The sequence below is a fragment of the Micromonospora sp. NBC_01392 genome (genome assembly GCF_045040125.1).
Classification (GTDB): Bacteria; Actinomycetota; Actinomycetes; order Mycobacteriales; family Micromonosporaceae; genus Micromonospora.
Window position 1 is genome coordinate 2,234,124 of the sequence record NZ_CP109549.1, and the last position, 19,860, is coordinate 2,253,983.

A 19,860-nucleotide genomic window follows, 5' to 3' on the forward strand; every position below is an offset into this window, starting at 1 on the left:
AACGTACTTGTCAGGTCGTTGGTGGGTGCCGCGGTCGGCAGGTCTACGGGGCTCGTATCGCTCAGCGGTACGCCGCTGTTGCCTTCGCCCGAGCACGACCTCGATCGTGAGGGACGTGGATAACCTGACGACATCAACCGCGACCACCCGGACGGACGACGCCGTGCTGCTGGCGGCGGACCGACTTGCTCGGGCATCGGCCTCCGGCATCGCGTGTGCACCCGTGCGCGATCTCATCGGGCGGGGCGACGTGGACGCGGCGTACGCCGTCCAACGGATGCTGGTGGCACAGCGGATCGCGGCTGGCGCCCGGGCCGTCGGGCGCAAGATCGGTCTGACCTCGCCGGGGGTGCGGGCCCAACTGGGGGTGGACCGGCCGGACTTCGGGGTGCTCTTCGCCGACATGCAGTACGCCTCGGGTGACATCGTGCCCGCCGACGCCGTGCCGCAGCCACGGGCTGAGGCCGAGATCGCGTTCGTTCTCGGGGCGGACCTCGCGGACGGCAACCTCGACGCGGGCCCGGTACGGCAGGCCATCGACCACGCCGTCGCTGCTGTCGAGATCTGCGGCAGCCGGATCCAGGACTGGGACATTACCTTCGCCGACACTGTGGCGGACAACGCCTCAAGCGGTGCCTTTGTCCTGGGCTCGGTGCGACGGGGACTTGATGAGTTCGAGCCCCGTGACGTCTCGATGACCATGTCGGTCGAAGGCGAGGAGGTCTCCGCCGGGTCAGGGGCTGCTTGCCTGGGGGACCCGATCACCGCTGTGGTGTGGCTCGCGCGCCAGCTGCGCGATCTGGGTTGCCCGCTGCGCAGCGGTGAGCTGGTGCTCTCCGGCGCGCTCGGTCCCATGCGTCCGATCCGATCCGGCCAGGTGGTGAACGCCGAGTTCTCCGCGCTCGGCTCGGTGTCGTTCACCTTTGGCGGGGTGGCCCGATGAGGGCGAAGGTGGCGATTATCGGGTCCGGCAACATTGGCACCGACCTGATGATCAAGGTGCTGCGTCTCTCTGAGCACCTCGAGATGTCGGCCATGGTCGGCATCGATCCGGCCTCCGATGGGCTGGCGCGAGCTCGCCGGCTCGGCGTACCCACCACCTCAGATGGTGTCGAGGGACTGTTGGAGATGCCTGACTTCGACGGGATCCGGATCGTCTTCGACGCCACGTCGGCCAAGTCCCACCAGGCGAACGCCGCTCGGCTGATGCCCTTGGGGAAGAGGCTCATCGACCTGACACCTGCGGCTATCGGGCCGTTCGTGGTGCCGGCCGTGAACCTGGCGGAGCACAGCGACGCACCGAACGTCAACATGGTCACCTGCGGCGGTCAGGCCACGATTCCGATCGTCGCCGCTGTCACCCGTGCCGCCCACACGCCGTACGCCGAGATCGTCGCCGCCATCGCGTCGAGGTCCGCCGGCCCGGGCACCCGAGCCAACATCGACGAGTTCACCGAGACCACCGCTCACGCCATTGAGATCGTCGGGGGTGTGGCGCACGGCAAGGCGATGATCGTGCTGAATCCGGCCGAGCCGTCCATGATCATGCGCGACACCGTCTACTGTCTGGTCGACGCCCCACACCCCGGCCAGCACAACGACATCGTTGCCTCGATCGAGTCGATGGTTGCCGAAGTCGCTGCGTACGTGCCCGGCTACCGGCTCAAGCAGCGGGTGCAGATCGCGCAGGTGCCGTCCGACCAGCCGGTGCACACCCTTACCGGCGGTGTGCCGGTGACCCACCAGGTCTCGGTGTTTCTTGAGGTTGAGGGAGCTGCCCACTACCTGCCGAGATATGCCGGGAACCTGGACATCATGACAAGCGCGGCACTTCGGGTGGCCGAGGAGATCGCGCGGGCGACCGCGGGCAGGGGAGCGCTCGCATGACCCGCCTGTTCATCCAGGACGTCACGCTCCGCGACGGTATGCACGCCATCCGGCACCGGCTCGCACCCGAGCAGGTCGGCCGCATCGCCGCCGCGCTCGACCGCGCCGGCGTCGATGCCATCGAGGTCTCGCACGGCGACGGCCTGGCCGGGAGTTCGCTGAACTACGGCCCCGGCTCGCACACCGACTGGGAGTGGCTCGAGGCCGCCGCGGCGAACATTCGCCACGCCCGACTCACCACCCTGCTGCTGCCCGGCATCGGGACCATCGCCGAGTTGCGCCAGGCGTACCGCCTCGGTGTTCGCTCCGTCCGGGTGGCCACCCACTGCACCGAGGCGGACCTGGCCGCCCAGCACATCGCCACCGCCCGCGACCTCGGCATGGACGTTTCCGGGTTCTTGATGATGAGTCACCTGGCGCCGGCTGCCGAGCTCGCCCGCCAGGCAGCCCTCATGGAGTCGTACGGCGCGCACTGCGTCTACGTCACCGACTCCGGTGGCCGGCTGCTCATGGACGGCGTCCGCGAGCGCATCCGCGCCTACCGGGATGTCCTCGACCCGTCCACCGAGATCGGGATACACGCCCACGAGAACCTCTCGCTCTCCGTCGCGAACTCCGTGGTCGCTGTCGAGGCCGGCGCCAACCGGGTCGATGCCTCCCTGGCCGGCCAGGGCGCCGGCGCGGGCAACTGTCCCATCGAGCCCTTCGTGGCCGTTGCCAATTTGCAGGGCTGGAAACACAGGTGCGACCTGTTCGCCCTTCAGGACGCCGCCGAGGAGATGGTCCGCCCGCTCCAGGATCGCCCGGTCCGCGTCGACCGGGAGACGCTGACGCTCGGGTACGCCGGCGTCTACAGCTCGTTCCTGCGGCACGCCGAGGCCGCTTCGCAGCGGTTCGGAGTCGATGTGCGGGAGCTGCTCGTCGAAGCTGGCCGTAGGCAGCTTGTCGGCGGCCAGGAGGACCTGATCGTGGACATCGCCCTCATGCTGGCGCCTCGGGATGACGAGCCGGCCGCCATCCGACAAGGCGGACCTCGGTGCCATGAGGAGTGACGAGGACCAGGCGACCGCGGTCGGTGTTGCGGGGCCGGCCGTCATCAACCGCGTTGATGGTGCCCGGGCTCCGGAAAGCCAACCAGCGTAGGTGGTCGATCGAGGACCGGCGCTCGCCGTGTCACCCAAGATGTCGGGCATGCGCCGGGCGCGGGCGGCGAGGTCTGCCGTGGGTGTCGTTGACCGATTCGCCGACCACGTCATCGACCTCGGACCCGGCGCCTTCAAGTGATCACCCGATGCCGACCTAGTGATCGGCGGCCTGCGGCAGCGGGGCGGGCTCGCCATCCGTGCTGTTCGTGCCCCCCTGAATGCCTGACGGGCTTCGTGCGCCGGACGGATGCGCGTGACTGCCGAGGGAGGGCAAGCGCTCGACGTTGCTCCTCCCTCGGCAGACCTCAGGCGGACTCGGTGGGGAGCCCGGCCTCCACCCAATCCTGGATGCCCTCGCGGTACTTCCGCACGTTGGTGTAACCGAGAGCGGTGAGGCGGTCGGCGACCTGTCCGCTATTGGGGCAGGCCGGGTTGGAGCAGTAGGTGACGATTGCGGCGCCGCGGTCGGGAAGCAGGGCGGACGCCTCGGCTTCCACGTCGGCCAGGACCAGTTCGATGGCGCCGGGCAGGTGCTGCTTGGCGTAGTACTCGCCGCCCAGCGTGTCCAGCACAGCCACCGAGCCGGCGTCGATCGCTGCCTTCAGTTCGTCGCGGGTGATGAGTGCGGTCATGTCACTACCTTCCGAGGGATATGGACTATAGTCCGGTTGTGCTTCACCACGATAGCGGACCGCAGTCCGTTTCTGCAACGCCTCTGGAGTTCCTGCGCACCCCACCAGCCAGGGAGCGCGCGGACGCGGCACGTAACCGCGCCGCCGTGCTGGAGGCCGCGAGCAGACTGTTCGCCCAACACGGCGTCGAAGCGGTATCCATGGACCAGGTGGCGGCAGCCGCCGGTGTCGGCAAGGGCACCTTGTTCCGCCGCTTCGGCGACAAGTCCGGGCTGGCCGCAGCGCTGCTGGACTCCCGGGAGTCCGTGCTGCAGGAGGCGATCCTGCACGGGCCGCCGCCCCTCGGCCCCGGCGCACCGGCCGAGGAACGCCTGGCCGCGTTCATCGAGGCCTACCTCGATTACCTGCTGGAACACCTGGCCCTGATCCGAATGTCAGAGACCTCGACACCCGGTGCCCGGTACCGGATCGGCGCCTACCGGTTCTGGCACCGCCACATGTCAATCTTGCTCGGCCCCACACCCGACCCCGAACACACCGCCCACGCCCTACTCGCCGCCCTGGCCGCCGAACACGTAGCCGCACTCCTGCCGGAACTCGGCGAACAACGGATACGAGCTGGCCTTACCCGCCTCGCCCACGCGGCGATGCGATCCAGCCCGTAAGAATCCGGCCGTGCCCCTGGGTGCCCCGATTCGTCGTACGCGTCAGCGCGCAGGATCGCCCGCGCAGGTCAAAGGCCACTTCTCGGAGACGGGAGGTAGCCTTTCTGCTTCCGCACACCAGCCTGGTTCCTTGGCGTCCCCGACATGGGAGGTGCCAAGGGATTCCTGGGAACTGCGGCGACAGGCCCGCTCGCCGATTTCTATCACTCGATCGCCGGCGTCGGCCTGACCGATGTCCCGTTCATGGGCGCCCTGCTCGCCATCGGCCTCGCGTTGGTCCTGGGCGTGGCGATGCGGCTGGCGGCCGGAGCCGGAGCACTGCTGACCCTGATGATGTGGACCGTCGTCCCCCCGGCGAACAATCCGTTCATGGACGACCACCTCGTCTACGCCGCCGTGCTGGTCGTCCTGGCCCTGTCGGGCGCCGGCAACACTCTCGGCCTGGGCACCTTCTGGGCCCGGATCCCGCTGGTGCGACGCACCGGCTGGCTGAAGTGGACGACGTCAGGTGACGGACGGCCGAGAGGAGTTCGACATGACGGACCAGGCCGAGGAACATGACCGGCGCATCGTGGTCGGAGTCGACGGATCACCGGGCTCACGGATCGCCCTGCGATGGGCGGTGACCCAGGCGGAGCTGAGCAACGCACGGGTCGTCGACGTGGTCGGCGCGTGGCACGACCCGGCGGAGTACGCATTCGCCTACGGGTGGTCGCCGGCGGTGTTCGAGGATGTGAGCATCGCGGCGATCACCCGAGAAGATGCTGGTGGAGGCGGTCGCGGACGTGGCCAGAGGTGGTGCGCCCGTCCAGTTCACCACCCAGGTGGTACGAGGGCATCCGGCTCAGGTGCTGCTGGATGCCGCGGACGGGGCGCAGTTGCTGGTGGTGGGCAGCCGGGGACACGGCGCCTTCGCCGGGATGCTGCTCGGCTCGGTCAGCCAGCACTGCGTACAGCACGCGTCGTTCCCAGCCGCTTCGAGGTTCTCGTCGCGGCCGGGCACGGTGACCGGGCCCGCGCCGTGCACCCAGTGCGCGGCGCGGCAACCCGGCACCGCTGGCCGCACCGGCACCGCCCGCGACGACCCGGGAGGGAGGTCGCGGGCGGCCTGCGCACCGCTGCCACGGCGGTCGTCAGCTCCGGCTGAGGACCACCTTCGATGGCCGGCGCGATGGCGTAGGGTGGGGCGGAACGGCCGCCCTGGTCCCTGGTGGTGCCCCAGCCGCAGGCGCACCACCAGGAGCATCGGATGCCTGTTTCCCCTGTCTATGTCGTCCCCGGCCCAGAATCCGCGAACGACCTCGTCAAGCGGGTCGCCGACCGTGACCGGGCCGCCTTCGGTCGCCTCTACCGCCGTCTCGTCCGCGTGGTCTTCATCCAGGTGTGTGAGATTGTGGGCCGCCCGTCGGTCGCCGTCGCGGTGACCCGGGCGGTGTTCGTCGAGGTGTGGCAGCTTGCGCCGAGGTGCGCCGTTGGTCAGGTCGATGGTCTCGCGTGGGTGGCGGCCATCGCGGATCGCCGGGCTGCGGAACGGCTTCGTGAGATCGATGGCCCACCTCGCCCCTCGGCACCGGATACGACGAGTTCGTCGGTCGCGAACTGATCGCCGCGCTGGACGGAGAGCCGCCGGCACTCCTCGGCGCGTCGGTTCCACCCACCACCGGATGACCGTCCGCCGACGGGCCTCGGCCCGGTGACCGAAGCGGTCACCGGGCCGAGCGTTCACGCTCGGCCTCGGCCTGGCGTGACATGGAGCGTTTCATCGATTCGGGCAGCGCGACGTCCTTGACCTCGAGGCGTTCGACCTTGACACCCCACGGGCCCTCGGTGGGTGTGTCGATGATGCCGGTGGGTTCGGCGTTGAGCTTGTCCCGGTCGGAGAGCAACTCGTCGAGGTCGGCGCGGCCGATCACCGCGCGCAGCGAGGCCTGTGCGACCTGGGAGACGGCGTACAGGTAGTTCTGCACGTTCACCAGTGCCTTGACCGGGTCCACGACGCGGAAGTACACGACCGCGTCGACGCGTACGGAGACGTTGTCGCGGGTGATGCCGTCCTGCGCGGGCACGCTCATGGTGGTGATGAGGCCGGGGCCACGGCTACCCTCGCGCACCCGGCCGAAGCGGAACACCACCCCGAGCTCGTACTGCTTGACGACCCGTACCGCTCGGGCGGCGGCCGATCGGAGCGATGCTGCCGCCCTCGTTGTCCCACACCGCGTCCGCAGCGGAGCCGGTCGCCGCCGCGGCCCGGAGCCCGCCCGGTGCGCCGGCCAGGATGTCGGGCGCGCGCCTGAGGTTGGTCGGGTCGGCGGCGGTCGCCATCGCCCACTCGGCTGCCGCCCGTGGCGTGGCGGGCGGCACCACCAGCAGATCGACCTGGACGTCGCGCCCGGTGGTGACGACCAGCAGGGCGGGGTCGAGGGTGTCGAACCAGCCGATCCGGATCACGTCCGGTCCGACGGTCAACCGGCGGATACGGCTTTCCCAGGTGCGGAGGTTGAGCATGAGATGCCGGATCCGGCCGTGGCGTTCGGACAGGGCGAGGACGAGGCCGGGAAGTTCGGCGGCCGGGTTCCGGGACCGCGGCCACCACCCGCCGTCCAGGACCGCCCGATCCCGGGCAGGGGCGAGGACGAGCCGAGGCGCGGACGGCACCGGCGCGGGGGTCGTGGGGGCTCGTCGCGGGGTGACGGACATCGCTCAACCGTCCTCACGGGATGGGCGGGGCGGCAGCGGGACGCTGGCGACGCCGGTCGTCGACGGGGGAGTCGGGCCGGACCCGGCCGGGCCGCCGAGCTGTGTCCGGGGCCGGCGGTCGAGCATTCTCAGCTGCACGATCCGGGCGGTGCCGGGGAGGGCGACGAGCAGGACCCCGAAGACCGCGGCCAGCAGCAGCGCCACCCCCATCGGCAGGGTGCCGTGTGCGCCGAGGAACGACACCTCGGCACGTTGCCCGTTCTGCAGTACGAAGATCAGGAGCAGCAGGAGGACGAACGCGAACACCACGGCAGCGACCCATACGCCGCCGACCCGTGAGCGCTTCACCGCTGGCCGCCGGGGCGTCGCACGAGAAGCCTCGGTGCCGTCGCGGCCGTCCGGCGGGAGGGGGCGAACATGACTGTTTCGGGGTGCGGTCATCACGAACCGCCGCCTTCCGACGAGGATGTCGCGCGCCCGGACGTCGTGGTCCGTAGGCGCGCCTGGATGAGTGGCGGGCCTGCGACGGGCCGTCGCGGTCCGACGTGCCGCTGCGAGGGAGGCGCCGGGCCAGGACAGCGTCGGAGCTCCGCCGACCTGACCGGTGGATGCGGTGTGGTGAGTGGCCGACACGGGGGGCCTCGATCGGTGGGGTGCGTCCGCCGACGGCGAACTGTCCGCCACCGGGGTCCCGAGCGACACCGCAAGCGTACGCCTCCGCGACCGGCTCGTCAGCCGCCGGAGCCGTCGCGGTCCGGTGGGCCGTCGATCGTGCGGCGGTGTCACGCGGGAGTACGGTGTGATCGTCGCCCGGGACCTCGGCGCGGTATGACAGCGCGTCCGTTCGACTGATCCGGGTCGGAGTCGGCAGTGGGCAAGGACAACCCGGGTCGCGGCGATCCGGTGAACGTCGATCGTCGGCTGCGGCTGCGGGCTGCTCTCGTCGATGCCGCCCGGGGCGGAACCGTCGCGGTCGATCATGTCTGCGCGGCGGCGGTCTCGGTTGCGAGCGTGGACTCCGCCGCCGTCGCGGTGGTCCTCGACGCCACGCCGCGCGAACTGGTGTACGCCACGGACCGGACCGCGTCGGAACTGGAAGAGCTGACCCTGACCCTCGGTGAGGGGCCCTGCGTGGACGCGACCACCGGTGGACCTGTCCTGGTCGCCGATCTGACCGTGCCGGAGTGCCGGAACCGCTGGCCGGTGTTCGCGCCGGCCGCGGTGCTCGCCGGGGCCGGCGCGGTGTTCGCGCTGCCACTACGGGTGGGCGGGATCCGCCTCGGTGTCCTGGACCTCTACCGGGCCCGCGCCGGTGACCTCGGGGCGGAGCAACTGGCCGACGCGCTGGTCCTGGCGGACACGGCATGCGCGGTCCTGCTGGACGACGCGACGCGCCACGGGGTGGACCGGGACGATCAGTGGCCCGAGGGGACCGGCCTGCACCACCCCGAGGTGCACCAGGCGACCGGCATGATCACGGTCCAGCTGGGAGTGACCGCGGCGGTGGCGCTCATCCGGTTACGCGCCTACGCGTACTCCCGGGACCGGCGCCTCCGGGACGTGGCAGCTGACGTCGTCGCCCGGCGACTGCGTCTCGGACCGGCCGGGACACCTGGTGACCGGATCGGGTGAACAAGCAGACCGGCGCCGGGACGGCGCGTTACGGACCATCCCGTCGGGCGACCGGCGGAACCCCTGATTGCCGAGGTGACTGACATGGCCGAGACCCCGCTGGCCGACGTTTTCGTGGAGATGGCCGACACTCTCGTCGACGACTTCGACGTGATCGAGTTCCTGCACGTGCTGACCGAGAGGTGTGTCGAGCTGCTGGGAGTGTCGGCGGCCGGGCTGCTCCTGACCGACCAACGGGACACGCTGCAGTTGGTCGCCGCCTCCTCCGAACGCACCCGACTGCTGGAGCTGTTCCAGCTCCAGACCGACCAGGGGCCCTGCCTCGACTGCTTCCGTACCGGGCAACCGGTGTCGGTCGCCGACCTGAGCCTGACCACTGCCCGATGGCCGAGGTTCACCGCCGCCGCGGCCGAGGTCGGCTTCGCCGCGGTGCACGCCCTGCCCATGCGCCTGCGCTCCGAGGTCATCGGCGCGCTGAACCTCTTCGACGTCCGGCCGGGGGCCCTCGACGAGGACAAGCTCCGCATCGGTCAGGCGCTCGCCGACGTGGCCACCATCGGACTGCTGCAACACCGCGCCATCCACCGGCGTGACATCCTCACCGAACAGCTGCAGACCGCCCTGAACAGCCGCGTCCTGATCGAACAGGCCAAGGGCGTTCTCGCCGAACGCCTACAGGTGGACGTGGGCCAAGCCTTCGCGATCCTGCGCGACGGTGCCCGCAGCCGCAACCGGCGACTGTCCGAGCTGTCCCAGGCGATCGTCGACGGCTCCGAGCAGCTCGCGCCAGGCCCGGTCACCCACCGGTCCGGCTGACGGCCGGGTTCGACACCCGAGTGCGCTTCCCAGAGCCCATCCGGGTGTCGGTCGGGGGGATGAAGGCGTACGGTTACGGTGTCGCCCGGGTCCCCGGTGGCCGCCAGTCTCGCCGCCACCAGCCCGTTAGGGGCATTGGAACAATGGTCACCTCCGCCGTGACATCCACAGCCGTTTCGTCCCCTCCACCGCTGAGCCCGGCCACGGGGGACAGCGAACAACTGTTGCGTCAACGCGCAGCCCTGAACGCCGATGATCCCGACCGCGCACGGCTGCGGAACCGGATCATCGAGGCGAACCTGCCGATGGCGGGTCGACTCGCCCGCCGGTACACCGGTCGCGGGGAGTCCTACGACGACCTGGCGCAAGTCGGCGCGCTCGGCCTGATCAAGGCCGTCGACGGATACGACGGCAGCCGGGGCGTGCCGTTCGCCGCCTACGCCGTCCCGACCATCCTCGGCGGCATCCGGAAGCACTTCCGCGACACGGCCTGGGCGATCCGGGTCCCGCGGGCGGCCCAGGAACTGGGTGCACAGGTGCCCGAGGCCCGGGGCAGGCTGGCGCAGCAACACGGCCGCCAACCGACGGATCGAGAGCTCGCTGACGACCTGGAGGTGACCGTCACCCAACTCGGGGCCGCCGTCGCCGCCTTCGGTGTCTATCGCCTGGCGTCGCTGAACGAGCCACGGCCCGGTGCCGACGGCACCGATCGCCGGACGCTCAGCGGCGCAGCCGACGCGGGATACACGACCGTGGACGATCATCTCACCCTCAGGCTGCTTCTCGCGGCGCTTCCCCCACGCGAACGCCGGATCCTGACCATGCGGTTCTACGGCGACCTGACCCAGGCGCAGATCGCCACCCGGGTCGGGCTGTCCCAGATGCACGTCTCCCGGCTGCTGAGCCGTTCGCTGGCCCAACTGAGAGCCGGGATGCTCCGCTGACCGTTCGCCGGCCGGACCGCTCAAGCAGTCAGGCCGAATCGTCGAGATCACCAGGAGACGATGACGTGGCCGTTCGTCCGATCGCCGCTGCCGGGTCGTCGCCGCCGGTCAGCGGGACATCCACCCCCATGACCTTCGGGGGGCGGGTCAGGCGGGCCCTTGACGTCCGCGCGCTCCGCCTGCGGGTGTTCCTCCTGGTGGCCGTCCTGCTTCTGCCCCTGGTGCTCGTCACGACGTTCGCCGACCGCTGACCACGACCGTCCCGAACGACTGATCGAGGGGATAGACGATGAGGATCGCCAGACACCGGATCGTTGCCGCGCTGCGCGAGCGCGGACAGCAGACCAGAGCCGAGTGGGTCGAGCGGGAGCTGCCGGAGCGGGTGGACCCCGCCAAACACGCGGGGCTGCTCGCCACCCTGCGTCTCGATCCGGCCGACCTCGCCGACGCGCCGTCCCGGTGAGGGTTGCCCTGCTCGGTCCGGTCGCCTGGCGCACGCCGCCCCACCACTACGGTCCCTGGGAGCAGGTGACCGGTCTGCTCGCCGAAGGGCTGGTCACCCGTGGCGTGGACGTGACCCTCTTCGCGACGCTCGACTCCGTCACCTCCGCCGACCTCGACGGCGTGTGCCCCCGGGGGTACGCCGACGATCCGGACCTGGACGGTCGGGTGTGGGAGGCGATGCACGTCTCCCACACGATGGCCCGCTCCGGAGAGTTCGACCTGGTCCACAGCCACCTCGACTGGCTGCCGCTGGCCTTCGCCGAGCACTGCCGCGCTCCGCTGCTCACCACCGTGCACGGCTTCTCCGGCGCGGGGATCCTCCCCGCGTACGCCCGGGCCCGCTCGTCCTACGTGTCCATCTCCGACGCCGACCGCAGCGCCGAACTCGACTACGTCGCCACGGTGCACCACGGAGTCGACCTCACCGGGCTGCCGTTCACCCGCGACGCCGGTCCCGGACTGGCCGCCTTCGGCCGGATCCATCCCGACAAGGGCACCCACACCGCCATCGAGATCGCCCGCCGTGCCGGTCGGCCGCTGACCATCTGCGGCATCGTGCAGGACGAGCGGTACTTCGCCGAACTGGTGGCCCCGCACATCGACGGCGACCAGGTCGTCTTCCTCGGCTCGATCGGCCCTCGCCGTCGTGCGGAGGTGTTGGGCGCGAGCACCGCGCTGCTGCACCCGATCGCCTTCGACGAGCCGTTCGGCCTGTCGGTGGTGGAGTCGATGGTCTGCGGCACGCCGGTCGTCGCCTACTCGCGGGGATCGATGCCGGAGGTCGTCGACGACGGGGTGACGGGGTTCCTCGTACAGGCCGTCGAGCAGGCCGTCGACGCCGTCGCCCGGGCCGCCGGGCTGGACCGGGCCGCCTGTCGGACCCGGGCCGGGCAACGCTTCGGCGCGGACCGGATGGTCACCGACTACCTCGCCGTCTACGACCACCTCACGCGCCGATCGCACCGCTGAACCCGATCACCGCCCACGAACCCGTTCCGCCGGCCACACACGCTGGCCGGCGTGCGCCGACACCGCGTGAGGCCGTCCCCGCACCTCGGGGCGGCCGACAACCGGAAGGCCCGACACCATGCACAGCTACGGATTCCTCAGCACCCACCCGCCGACCCGGTGCGGACTGGCCACCTTCAACTCCGCCCTCGCCGCCCAGCTGACCGCCGGCGATCCGCGCTCCGGCATCGTCCGGGTCACCGACCGCGGCGACGACCTGCGGGCCGGACCCGGGGTCGTGCACACCTGGTCGACCCGTACCCAGGCCGGTTGGCGGGACGCCGCGGCGGCCCTGAACGCCTTCGACGTGGCCGTCGTCCAACACGAGTACGGGATCTACCCCGGCGCCGACGGCGAGGACGTCCTGCCGCTGCTGCGCCGGCTCACCGTGCCGAGCATCGTGGTCCTGCACACCGTGCTCCGCCGGCCCTCGGCCCGGCAGAAGTCCCTGCTGGAACAGATCGTGACCGCCGCCGGAGCGGTCGTCACGATGACCGACACGGCGCGCGACCGGCTGCTCGTCGGCTACACCGTACGTCCGGACAAGGTGACGGTCATCCCGCACGGCGCCGCCGACCATGTCCGCGTACCCGCCGACCGCCGTGCCCGGCCCCACCTGCTGACCTGGGGACTGCTCGGCCCCGGCAAGGGCATCGAGTGGTCGCTGCGGGCCCTCGCACGGTTACAGGACCTCGAACCGACCCCCACCTACACGGTCGCCGGCCGGACGCACCCGAAGGTGATCGAGCACCAGGGGGAGGCGTACCGGGCGGGGCTGCACCGGCTCGGCGCGCAGCTGGGCATCGCACACGCCGTGGACTACCAGGACGTCTACCACGACCAAGCCGGCCTCGGCCGGCTGATCCGCTCCGCCGACGTCGTCGTCCTGCCCTACGACTCCCGCGAACAGGTCACCTCGGGCGTGCTCATCGAGGCGGTGGCCGCCGGGGTGCCCGTCGTGGCCACGGCCTTCCCGCACGCCGTCGAGCTGCTCACCGGCGGCCCCGGCCTGGTCGTACCCCATCAGGACCCGGCGGCGCTGGCCGACGCGATCCGGCGGATCCTGACCGAACCGGGCATGGGCGCGCGGCTGGCCGGCCGCATCCGGCCGCTGGCCGCGGACCTGCGCTGGCCGGCGGTGGCGGCCCGCTACGCCGCGCTCGCCGAGCGGCTCGTTACCGCCCGCCGTCCCGCGGTCAGCGCGGTGCCGGCGTGACCGCGACCACCGGGCTGTCCAGCCTGCCGGGCAGCGGCCGCCGACATCCGACGCCCCGGCCCAGCTTCGCGCACCTGAGCCGGTTGAGTGACGACACCGGCCTGTTCGAGCACGCCCGGCACGCCATCGTCCGGCGCGAGCACGGCTACTGCACCGACGACGTCGCCCGCGGACTGGTCGTCACCAGCCGCGAGCCGGAGCCCGCAGCGGAGGTGCTCCGGCTGGCGGAGCGCTACCTCGCGTTCCTCACCCACGCGCAGGACACCCGGGGCGCCTTCCGCAACCGGCTCGGCCACGACCGGCGCTGGGCCGACGAGCCCGGGCTCGGCGACTGGTGGGGCCGCGCGCTGTGGGGGCTCGGCACCGCCGCGGCCCGCAGCCCCGCGCCGTGGATCCGCGAGGAGGCGCTCGTCGCCTTCAGCCGGGGTGCCACCCGACGCGCCCCGACCCCGCACGCGATGGCCTTCGCCGGGCTCGGCGCGGTCGAGGTGCTGCGCCGCCACCCGGCCCACGCCGCTGCGGCCGCACTGCTGGCGGACGCGGCCAGCACGATCGGCGCCCCCGGAGCCGACCCGCTCTGGCCCTGGCCACAGGCACGGCTGACCTATGCCAACGCGGCCCTCGCGGAGGTCGTCATCGCCGCCAGCCAACTGCGCCACGACGGTCCGTCCCTCGACGGCGGCCTGCGGATGCTGACCTGGCTGCGCGACCTCCAACTGCGCGACGGGCGGCTGTCGGTGGTACCCGCCGACGGTTGGGAACGCGGTGCGCCGCGGCGGCGCCACGATCAGCAGCCGATCGAGGTCGCCGCGTTCGCCGACGCCTGCGCCACCGCCGCCGACGTCACCGGCGATCCCGCCTGGGATGCCGGGGTGCGGCAGGCGGTGGGGTGGTTCCTCGGTGACAACGACGTCGGCACGCGGATGTGGGATCCGGCGACCGGCGGCGGCTACGACGGGCTGACCGCGCACGGACCCAACCTCAACCAGGGCGCCGAATCCACCCTCGCGCTGATCTCCACCCTCCAGCACGCCCGGCGGTGGTCGTGACCGGCCCCGGGGCCGCCCGGCACGGCGTGACCCTCGCCCCGGATCCGCGCCGCGTCGTCGTCAAGCTTCGTCCCGGTTGAGGACGCCGCCCTGGTACGCACCCGCGCGCAGGCGCTCATCGACCGCGCGCCACCGCGCTGGACGTCCTGCTCGACCTGCACCGACCGGAACGGGTCGTCGCGCGGCTCCCCGGCGCGCTTCTGTCACCCGACGAGGCCGACCGGGACGGATACGTACCCAACGTCGTCTACTCCTGCGGCGGGCTCGTCCCCGCCGGCGGGCTGTGGTTGCCGTACGGGGCCCGTGACGCCCGGGTCGGTTTCACCACCGTGGCGGTGGCCGCGCTCACCGGGGCGATGGTGCGATCGCCGGAGCGCCCTGCCGCCCGGGCGGCGGAGTAGGCTGGAGAGACGTCTGCTCCAGACCCCGGCGACGTGCTGAGCGTCCACTGCCGGGAGGATCCATGAGCATCATCGACCAGACCATCGGAGCGGCGCCGCCAGGGTCGCAGCGCCGTCGCGGCAGCGACTACGCCGAACTGTTGAGCCGGGTGCGGCAGGCGGGCCTGCTCGAGCGGCGCCCGACCTACTACCTGGTCATGATCGCCGTCAACGCCGCGCTGGTCACCGCGGGCTGGACGATCTTCGTCCTGGTGGGGGACTCGTGGTGGCAACTGGCCACCGCCGTGTACCTCGCCGTGGTCTTCACCCAGAGCGGTTTCCTCGGCCACGACGCCGGCCACCGGCAGATCTTCCGGACCCGGCGCGCCAACCACCTGGTCGGGCTGGTGTACGGCAACCTGGCCATCGGGCTCGCTTTCGGCTGGTGGGTCGACAAACACCATCGCCATCACGCCCACCCCAACACCGAGGGCCGCGACCCCGACATCGCGGGCGAAGCTCTCGCGTTCACCGGGGCACAGGCCCGCAGGCGGCGCGGCGCGGGACGGCTGCTCGCCCGCCACCAGCGGCTCCTGTTCTTCCCGATGCTGCTGCTGGAAGGCGTGGCCCTGCACGTGGCCAGCGTCCGAGCGCTGTCCCGGTCCACCTACCGGGAGCGCGGCCGGGAGGCGCTCCTGCTCGGGCTGCACGCCGCCGCATACCTCATCGCGGTCTTCGTGGTGCTGTCCCCGCTGCGCGCGTTGGCCTTCGTCGTCGTGCAGCAGGGCCTCTTCGGGCTTTACCTGGGATGTGCCTTCGCCCCCAATCACAAGGGCATGCCGATCCTCGGCGCGGACGAGGAGGTGGACTTCCTCCGCCGCCAGATCCTCACCTCCCGCAACGTCCGCGGCAACCGGCTGACCGACTTCCTGCTCGGCGGCCTGAACCACCAGATCGAACACCACCTGTTCCCCAGCATGCCCCGCGCCGCACTGCGCCAGGCCCGGCCGATTGTCCGCGCCTTCTGCCGCGAGCACGACCTGCCCTACGTCGAAACCGGCCTGCTCGACTCATATCGGCAGGCGCTGCGCCACCTGCACAGTGTGGGGCGCAACGCCCGGCCGGCCGGAGAAACCGCGTCATCCGTCGAGCCGGCGGGACCGGCGGCGCGGCTGCGCGAGGTGGAGAACGTCGATCTTCGATGACGTACCCGTCCAAGTTCCGCTTCAATGTCTGAGGCTGCCCGGCTCGGCGCCCATCACTTCCGCCTTGCGGGCCATGCGGCCCACGCCGCTGCTGTCGCGCAGAGCATCAGGCAACTGAAGCCGCCGCAGAGCACCAGGCCGAGCGCCCAGAGCCCCGATTCCATCATCGGTCAGGATCGTAAGCGGAGTCTGGACCGCTGCTGCCGACAGCAACGGTGACAGCAACGGGCCGGAACTCGGACAGCCGTTGGTGGCCAGACCAGGACAGCCATCCGAGGTCGCAGATGGGGGCGCACTTCACCGGACGATGCGCCCAGAACTCACAAGCGAGGGGTCAAGGGCTCCCGGACAGCGGCGACCTACGTCGCCGACGTGTTGTAGCGGGCAGGTCGTGGCCGCCGTGTTCGTCGTCGGTGACATGCCCACCGGGCACCGCGGCGAAGCCGAGCAGTGAGATGGGTAGCCCGGTGACGACCTCCAGGGCGCGGGCGTAGACGGGGCGGGGCGCGGTGATTGCGCCGGACTCCCATCGCTGGACGAGTCAACGAAGAGCAGTTCATCGTCGAGAGGGCCAACACCCGCCCCGAAACGCTGGGGCGTCTTGCGCTGCCTGCTCCAGAAGCGGCCCTGACCAGCGTCTCCGCTGGTCAGGGCCGCGATCTCAGGTCGAGGCGGGGCCGGTCCGTCGACCGCCACGACGGGACGCGGTGAAAGTGTTACCTCCTGGTCCACTTCTGGTTCGGTTGGCCGTTGCAGGTCCACACGATCAGCGCGGTGCCGTTGCCGGTTCCCCCGCCGGACGCGTCGAGGCACAGCCCGGACCGGGCGGAGACGATGGTGCCGTCCGGCTTGAGGGTCCAGCGCTGGTTGGTCTGGCCGTTGCAGCCCCAGATGCCGACCGTGGAGCCGGGCGTGGTGCCCTGGTTGAGGACGTCGAGACAGACGGACCTGCCGAACGCGCGCAGCTCACCGGCGGAGGTCGGCAGCCACTGCTGGTTCTCGCCGCCGTTGCAGTCCCAGAGTTCGGCCAGCGCACCCCAGGTCGACGTGTTGTCGGTGACGTCCAGGCACCGGCCGGACTGGTCGCCGACGAGCGAGAAGCTGACCGGTGCCCAGTCACCGGTGGCCGTGTCGATGCTCCAACTCTCGTGGAACGACGGCATGGCGGCGCTGCCGGCGGTGAAGGTGATCGGCAACCAGATCGGCAGGGAACTGTTCAGGTCGGCGGCGTTCCACCGGTCGCCGAGGTAGACGTGGCTGGTCCGGGTGCTGCCGACGACCGGGAGGATGAACGACGTCTGCGAGTTGAACGTCTTGCTCCCGGCGGGCGCGAAGGTGGCGTAGCTGCTCCACGGCCCGCTGAGCGAGGTGGCCGAGGCGTAGCTGTTGTCGTTGCTGGACCAGCCGGTCAGGTGTGAGCCGAAGATGAAGTACCGTCCGGCGACCTTGACCATGGCGGGGGATTCGAGCGTCGGCAGCAGCGCTGTCGCGGCGACGGCCCTGGTGTAGTCGGTCGACAGCCGGTCGATGCGCAGCCCGTTGGCGCGGTCCTCGGTCAGCAGGTAGGCGGTACCGTCGTCGTCCTTGAACAGCCCCAGGTCCCGGCTCTGGTAGCCGAGCGGGCGGGACGACCCGAGGTACGTGTAGGGGCCGCACGGGGTGTCGCTGACGGCCACCCCGGCGCGGGCGTCGCCGTAGCTGCTGTTGTCGATGTGCATCCACATGACGTACTTGCCGGTGCCGCTGTTGTAGATCACCTTGGGCCGCTCGACGATCCGTCCGGCGGCCAGATCGCCGCTGCCGTTGTCCGCCTGGCCTCTGACCAGGGCGTTCGATCTGCGGGTCCAGGTGACCAGATCGGTCGAGGAGTAACAGGCGACGGCCGTGAACGTGGAGCCGGCCGTCTTGTCCTCGCCGACCAGGTAGTACAGCGATCCGACCTTGAAGATGCCGGCGCCGTGTGCCTGGAGGCGGGCGCCGCTGGTGTCGTACCAGATCGCCCCGGGGGTGAGGGTGGCGGGCGCGGCCAGTGCCGGGCTCGCGGTGAGCACGGTGACGAGCGAGACGAGTACGGCGGTGACCGCCGCTGCCCATCGTCGTGTTCCTGCCATGGACGGTTCCCTTCGAACGGTGGTGGTGGGTGGTGGTCGGTGGCGCTGGTTCATCTCCCGTCGGACACGGTGGGTGAAGGACCGGAGTGGGTACGGCCTCAGCCGACCCGGACGAGCTGCCAGTGCTGTTGCGGGCCGCCGTTGTCGGTCCACTGGACGGCCCAGCTGCCGTCGCGGTCGGTGTTGCCGTTGTCGAGGGCCTTGCCGCTGCGCTGGCAGACGAGCTTGTGGTAGCCGCCGCCGACGCCGGTGATGGTCCAGTGCTGCGGCCGGCCGCCGTTGTCGGACCACTGCACGACGGTGCCGCCCTCGCCGTCGGTGTTGCCGTTGTCGAGCACCTTCGCGCTCTGCTGGCAGGTGAGCTTGTGGTAGCCGCCGCCGACGTCGGTGATGGTCCACCGTTGCGGTGCTCCACCGTTGTCGGCCCACTGCATCACCGGTGCGCCCTCGCCGGCGGTGTTGCCGTTGTCGAGGACCTTGCCGCTGCGCTGGCAGATCAGCTTGTAGGAGGCGCCGGAGACGATGGCCGGGGTGGCGGCGGGCGCCGGTACCCCGTCGACCTCGACCACCACGACACCGTCGTGGGCGTTGGGGGCGGTGGCGGGAACGGTGACGGTCAGGTAGTTGCCGTTGACGGTGTGGCCGAGTGCGGTGGTCGGGGCGTTGAGCAGGTAGACGCGGCGGATGGTGTTCTGCAGCCGGGGAATGTTCAGTCTGCCGTCGGTGGGCCAGGTGAACACGTGGGCGTAGAGCCTGCCGGGTTTGGCGGTGAACCGGCCCCACCATGGTTCGAAGGTGAACGGGTTGCCGGTGGTGGCGTAGATGCTGTCGCCGTGGGCACCCATCCAGGCGCCGACGGCGGTCAGGATCGTGGTGGAGCCCGCGGTGACCGTGCCGTCGCCGCGAGGGCCGATGTTGAGCAGGTAGTTGCCGTCGCGGCCGACGACGGTGACGAGTTCCTGGATGATCGTGGTGGGGGAGCGGTAGGAGTTCTCGCGGCTCTCGGTGTAGCCCCAGGCGCCGTTCATGGTGCAGTTGGTCTCCCACGGGCGGGCCAGCGCCCGGGGTGGGACCCTCTCCTCCGGGCATTCGAAGTCGCCGAGGCCGAGGTCGCGCTTGACCCGCTCGTTGACGATCAGGTTGGGCTTGCGGGCCAGCAACCAGCTGTAGAGGTCGCGGCCGTCGGCTTCGGTCCACCAGTCGTCGGCGGTGGGGGAGGCGGGGTTGTCGCACCAGTCACCGTCGAACCACATGATCGCCGGGTCGTAGCGGTCGAGCAGCTCCTGGAGGTGGGCCTTCATGTCGGCGAGGTACGCGGTCCGCGCCCCGGGTGAGGCCATGGTCGAGAAGACGGTGCCGGTGCGGCGGATCGTCTGCGAGGGGTGGTTCCAGTCCAGGATCGAGTAGTAGAGCCCGAACCGGATGCCCTGCCGGTCGCACTCGGCCTTGAGCGCGGCCAGCAGGTCGGGCTGGTGTCCGGCGTAGTCGTGCAGGTCGTAGTCGGTGCTGCCGGTGACGTCGGTGAAGCCGGCGACGGTGGAGTTCCACATCGCGAAGCCCTCGTGGTGCTTGGCGGTGATGACCAGGTACTTCATCCCGGCGGACTTGGCCAGGCCGACGATGGTGGCGGCGTTGAACGCCGACGGGGCGAAGTTCGCCGAAACCTGGGGCTGGTAGTCGGCCTTGCTCCAGTACTCGTTGTTGAAGACCCACTCGCCCCGGCCGAGGTAGGAGTAGCTGCCGAAGTGGATGAACATGCCGAAGCGGGCGGCGTACCACCAGGCCATCCGGGACGGCACGGAGTACGCCGAGGCCGGCTGGGGGGTCAGTAGCGCCGGTGCGGCGGTGGCGGCGGCTACGGTCAGCGCGGTGCCTCTGAGTAGTTGCCGACGGTTCAGGTACGGGTTCACGATGACTCCTCCTGGGCAGGCTGCCCGGGGATGCGTACGGCGCCGGGAGGTCGGGCCGT

Annotated in this window: 20 protein-coding genes and 5 pseudogenes; 18 read left to right on the plus strand and 7 right to left on the minus strand. The window is 71.0% G+C overall.

The window, feature by feature from the left end:
- The first annotated feature begins 115 nt into the window (after positions 1 to 115).
- From OG767_RS10410 to dmpG, 3 genes are read left to right on the plus strand one after another with little or no spacing between them, the layout of a single operon-like run.
- Positions 116 to 943: a 2-keto-4-pentenoate hydratase gene (locus OG767_RS10410; RefSeq protein ID WP_405093198.1), complete on the plus strand. Its 828-nt coding sequence runs from the start codon at positions 116 to 118 to the stop codon at positions 941 to 943.
- Positions 940 to 1,887, plus strand: coding sequence for an acetaldehyde dehydrogenase (acetylating) (locus OG767_RS10415; protein WP_405093199.1), 948 nt, complete (start codon positions 940 to 942; stop codon positions 1,885 to 1,887). The genes OG767_RS10410 and OG767_RS10415 overlap by 4 nt, the downstream gene beginning before the upstream one ends.
- Positions 1,884 to 2,939, plus strand: coding sequence for a 4-hydroxy-2-oxovalerate aldolase (gene dmpG, locus OG767_RS10420; RefSeq protein WP_405093200.1), 1,056 nt, complete (start codon positions 1,884 to 1,886; stop codon positions 2,937 to 2,939). Before OG767_RS10415 ends, dmpG begins: the two co-directional genes overlap by 4 nt.
- 398 nt (positions 2,940 to 3,337) lie before the next feature.
- Here the strand turns inward: dmpG and OG767_RS10425 are convergent, their stop codons facing one another.
- Positions 3,338 to 3,664: a rhodanese-like domain-containing protein gene (locus OG767_RS10425; protein ID WP_405093201.1), complete on the minus strand. Its 327-nt coding sequence runs from the start codon at positions 3,662 to 3,664 to the stop codon at positions 3,338 to 3,340.
- A gap of 38 nt (positions 3,665 to 3,702) precedes the next feature.
- On the opposite strand from OG767_RS10425, the gene OG767_RS10430 reads away from it, so the two are divergent.
- The 5 genes and pseudogenes from OG767_RS10430 (at position 3,703) to OG767_RS10450 (ending at position 5,932) form a co-directional block, all read left to right on the plus strand.
- Entirely contained in the window at positions 3,703 to 4,329 is a 627-nt protein-coding gene (locus OG767_RS10430) for a TetR/AcrR family transcriptional regulator (protein WP_405093202.1), read from the plus strand.
- Positions 4,330 to 4,473: 144 nt separating this feature from the next.
- Positions 4,474 to 4,890 (plus strand): hypothetical protein, encoded by a 417-nt coding sequence (locus OG767_RS10435; RefSeq protein WP_405093203.1) that lies wholly within the window; start codon positions 4,474 to 4,476, stop codon positions 4,888 to 4,890.
- Positions 4,865 to 4,975: pseudogene (locus OG767_RS10440) on the plus strand (universal stress protein); the annotation flags it as partial. The gene OG767_RS10435 and the pseudogene OG767_RS10440, both read left to right, overlap by 26 nt.
- 115 nt (positions 4,976 to 5,090) lie before the next feature.
- A pseudogene (locus OG767_RS10445) lies at positions 5,091 to 5,240 on the plus strand (universal stress protein); the annotation flags it as partial.
- Between the two features lie 338 nt (positions 5,241 to 5,578).
- Positions 5,579 to 5,932: a hypothetical protein gene (locus OG767_RS10450; RefSeq protein WP_405093204.1), complete on the plus strand. Its 354-nt coding sequence runs from the start codon at positions 5,579 to 5,581 to the stop codon at positions 5,930 to 5,932.
- A 106-nt stretch (positions 5,933 to 6,038) separates the two neighbouring features.
- On the opposite strand, the pseudogene OG767_RS10455 reads toward OG767_RS10450, so the two are convergent.
- The 3 genes and pseudogenes from OG767_RS10455 to OG767_RS10465 form a co-directional block, all read right to left on the minus strand.
- Positions 6,039 to 6,554 (minus strand): annotated as a pseudogene (locus tag OG767_RS10455) (SPFH domain-containing protein); the annotation flags it as partial.
- Positions 6,555 to 6,651: 97 nt separating this feature from the next.
- A pseudogene (locus OG767_RS10460) lies at positions 6,652 to 7,026 on the minus strand (DUF5994 family protein); the annotation flags it as partial.
- Positions 7,027 to 7,029: 3 nt separating this feature from the next.
- Positions 7,030 to 7,335 carry a lipopolysaccharide assembly LapA domain-containing protein gene (locus OG767_RS10465; RefSeq protein ID WP_405093205.1) on the minus strand — a complete coding sequence of 102 codons (306 nt, stop codon included), beginning with the start codon at positions 7,333 to 7,335 and terminating at the stop codon, positions 7,030 to 7,032.
- A 594-nt stretch (positions 7,336 to 7,929) separates the two neighbouring features.
- On the opposite strand from OG767_RS10465, the gene OG767_RS10470 reads away from it, so the two are divergent.
- From OG767_RS10470 to OG767_RS10515, 10 genes are all read left to right on the plus strand, one after another.
- Complete coding sequence (locus OG767_RS10470; protein ID WP_405093206.1) at positions 7,930 to 8,658, plus strand: GAF and ANTAR domain-containing protein; 729 nt, start codon at positions 7,930 to 7,932, stop codon at positions 8,656 to 8,658.
- 84 nt (positions 8,659 to 8,742) lie between these two features.
- Complete coding sequence (locus OG767_RS10475) at positions 8,743 to 9,474, plus strand: GAF and ANTAR domain-containing protein (protein WP_405093207.1); 732 nt, start codon at positions 8,743 to 8,745, stop codon at positions 9,472 to 9,474.
- 143 nt (positions 9,475 to 9,617) lie between these two features.
- Entirely contained in the window at positions 9,618 to 10,418 is an 801-nt protein-coding gene (locus OG767_RS10480; RefSeq protein WP_405093208.1) for a SigB/SigF/SigG family RNA polymerase sigma factor, read from the plus strand.
- A gap of 65 nt (positions 10,419 to 10,483) precedes the next feature.
- Complete coding sequence (locus OG767_RS10485; RefSeq protein WP_405093209.1) at positions 10,484 to 10,669, plus strand: hypothetical protein; 186 nt, start codon at positions 10,484 to 10,486, stop codon at positions 10,667 to 10,669.
- A gap of 38 nt (positions 10,670 to 10,707) precedes the next feature.
- The gene (locus OG767_RS10490; protein ID WP_405093210.1) at positions 10,708 to 10,881 is read left to right on the plus strand and encodes a hypothetical protein; all 174 of its coding nucleotides are present in this window, start codon (positions 10,708 to 10,710) and stop codon (positions 10,879 to 10,881) included.
- On the plus strand, positions 10,878 to 11,891 hold the full coding sequence (locus tag OG767_RS10495) for a glycosyltransferase family 4 protein (protein ID WP_405093211.1): 1,014 nt from the start codon (positions 10,878 to 10,880) through the stop codon (positions 11,889 to 11,891). The genes OG767_RS10490 and OG767_RS10495 overlap by 4 nt, the downstream gene beginning before the upstream one ends.
- Positions 11,892 to 12,009: 118 nt before the next feature.
- Complete coding sequence (locus OG767_RS10500) at positions 12,010 to 13,146, plus strand: glycosyltransferase (protein WP_405093212.1); 1,137 nt, start codon at positions 12,010 to 12,012, stop codon at positions 13,144 to 13,146.
- A complete protein-coding gene (locus OG767_RS10505; RefSeq protein WP_405093213.1) occupies positions 13,143 to 14,195 on the plus strand; it encodes a glycosyltransferase in 1,053 nt (350 codons plus the stop codon). Before OG767_RS10500 ends, OG767_RS10505 begins: the two co-directional genes overlap by 4 nt.
- 155 nt (positions 14,196 to 14,350) lie before the next feature.
- On the plus strand, positions 14,351 to 14,596 hold the full coding sequence (locus OG767_RS10510; protein WP_405094184.1) for a hypothetical protein: 246 nt from the start codon (positions 14,351 to 14,353) through the stop codon (positions 14,594 to 14,596).
- Between the two features lie 62 nt (positions 14,597 to 14,658).
- Positions 14,659 to 15,780 carry a fatty acid desaturase family protein gene (locus OG767_RS10515; protein ID WP_405093214.1) on the plus strand — a complete coding sequence of 374 codons (1,122 nt, stop codon included), beginning with the start codon at positions 14,659 to 14,661 and terminating at the stop codon, positions 15,778 to 15,780.
- Between the two features lie 385 nt (positions 15,781 to 16,165).
- Here OG767_RS10515 and OG767_RS10520 read toward each other — a convergent pair.
- From OG767_RS10520 to OG767_RS10530, 3 genes and pseudogenes are all read right to left on the minus strand, one after another.
- Positions 16,166 to 16,321, minus strand: a pseudogene (locus OG767_RS10520) (XRE family transcriptional regulator); the annotation flags it as partial.
- A 175-nt stretch (positions 16,322 to 16,496) separates the two neighbouring features.
- Entirely contained in the window at positions 16,497 to 17,891 is a 1,395-nt protein-coding gene (locus tag OG767_RS10525) for an RICIN domain-containing protein (RefSeq protein ID WP_405093215.1), read from the minus strand.
- A gap of 98 nt (positions 17,892 to 17,989) precedes the next feature.
- Entirely contained in the window at positions 17,990 to 19,801 is a 1,812-nt protein-coding gene (locus OG767_RS10530; protein ID WP_405093216.1) for an alpha-L-fucosidase, read from the minus strand.
- Positions 19,802 to 19,860 lie beyond the last annotated feature (59 nt).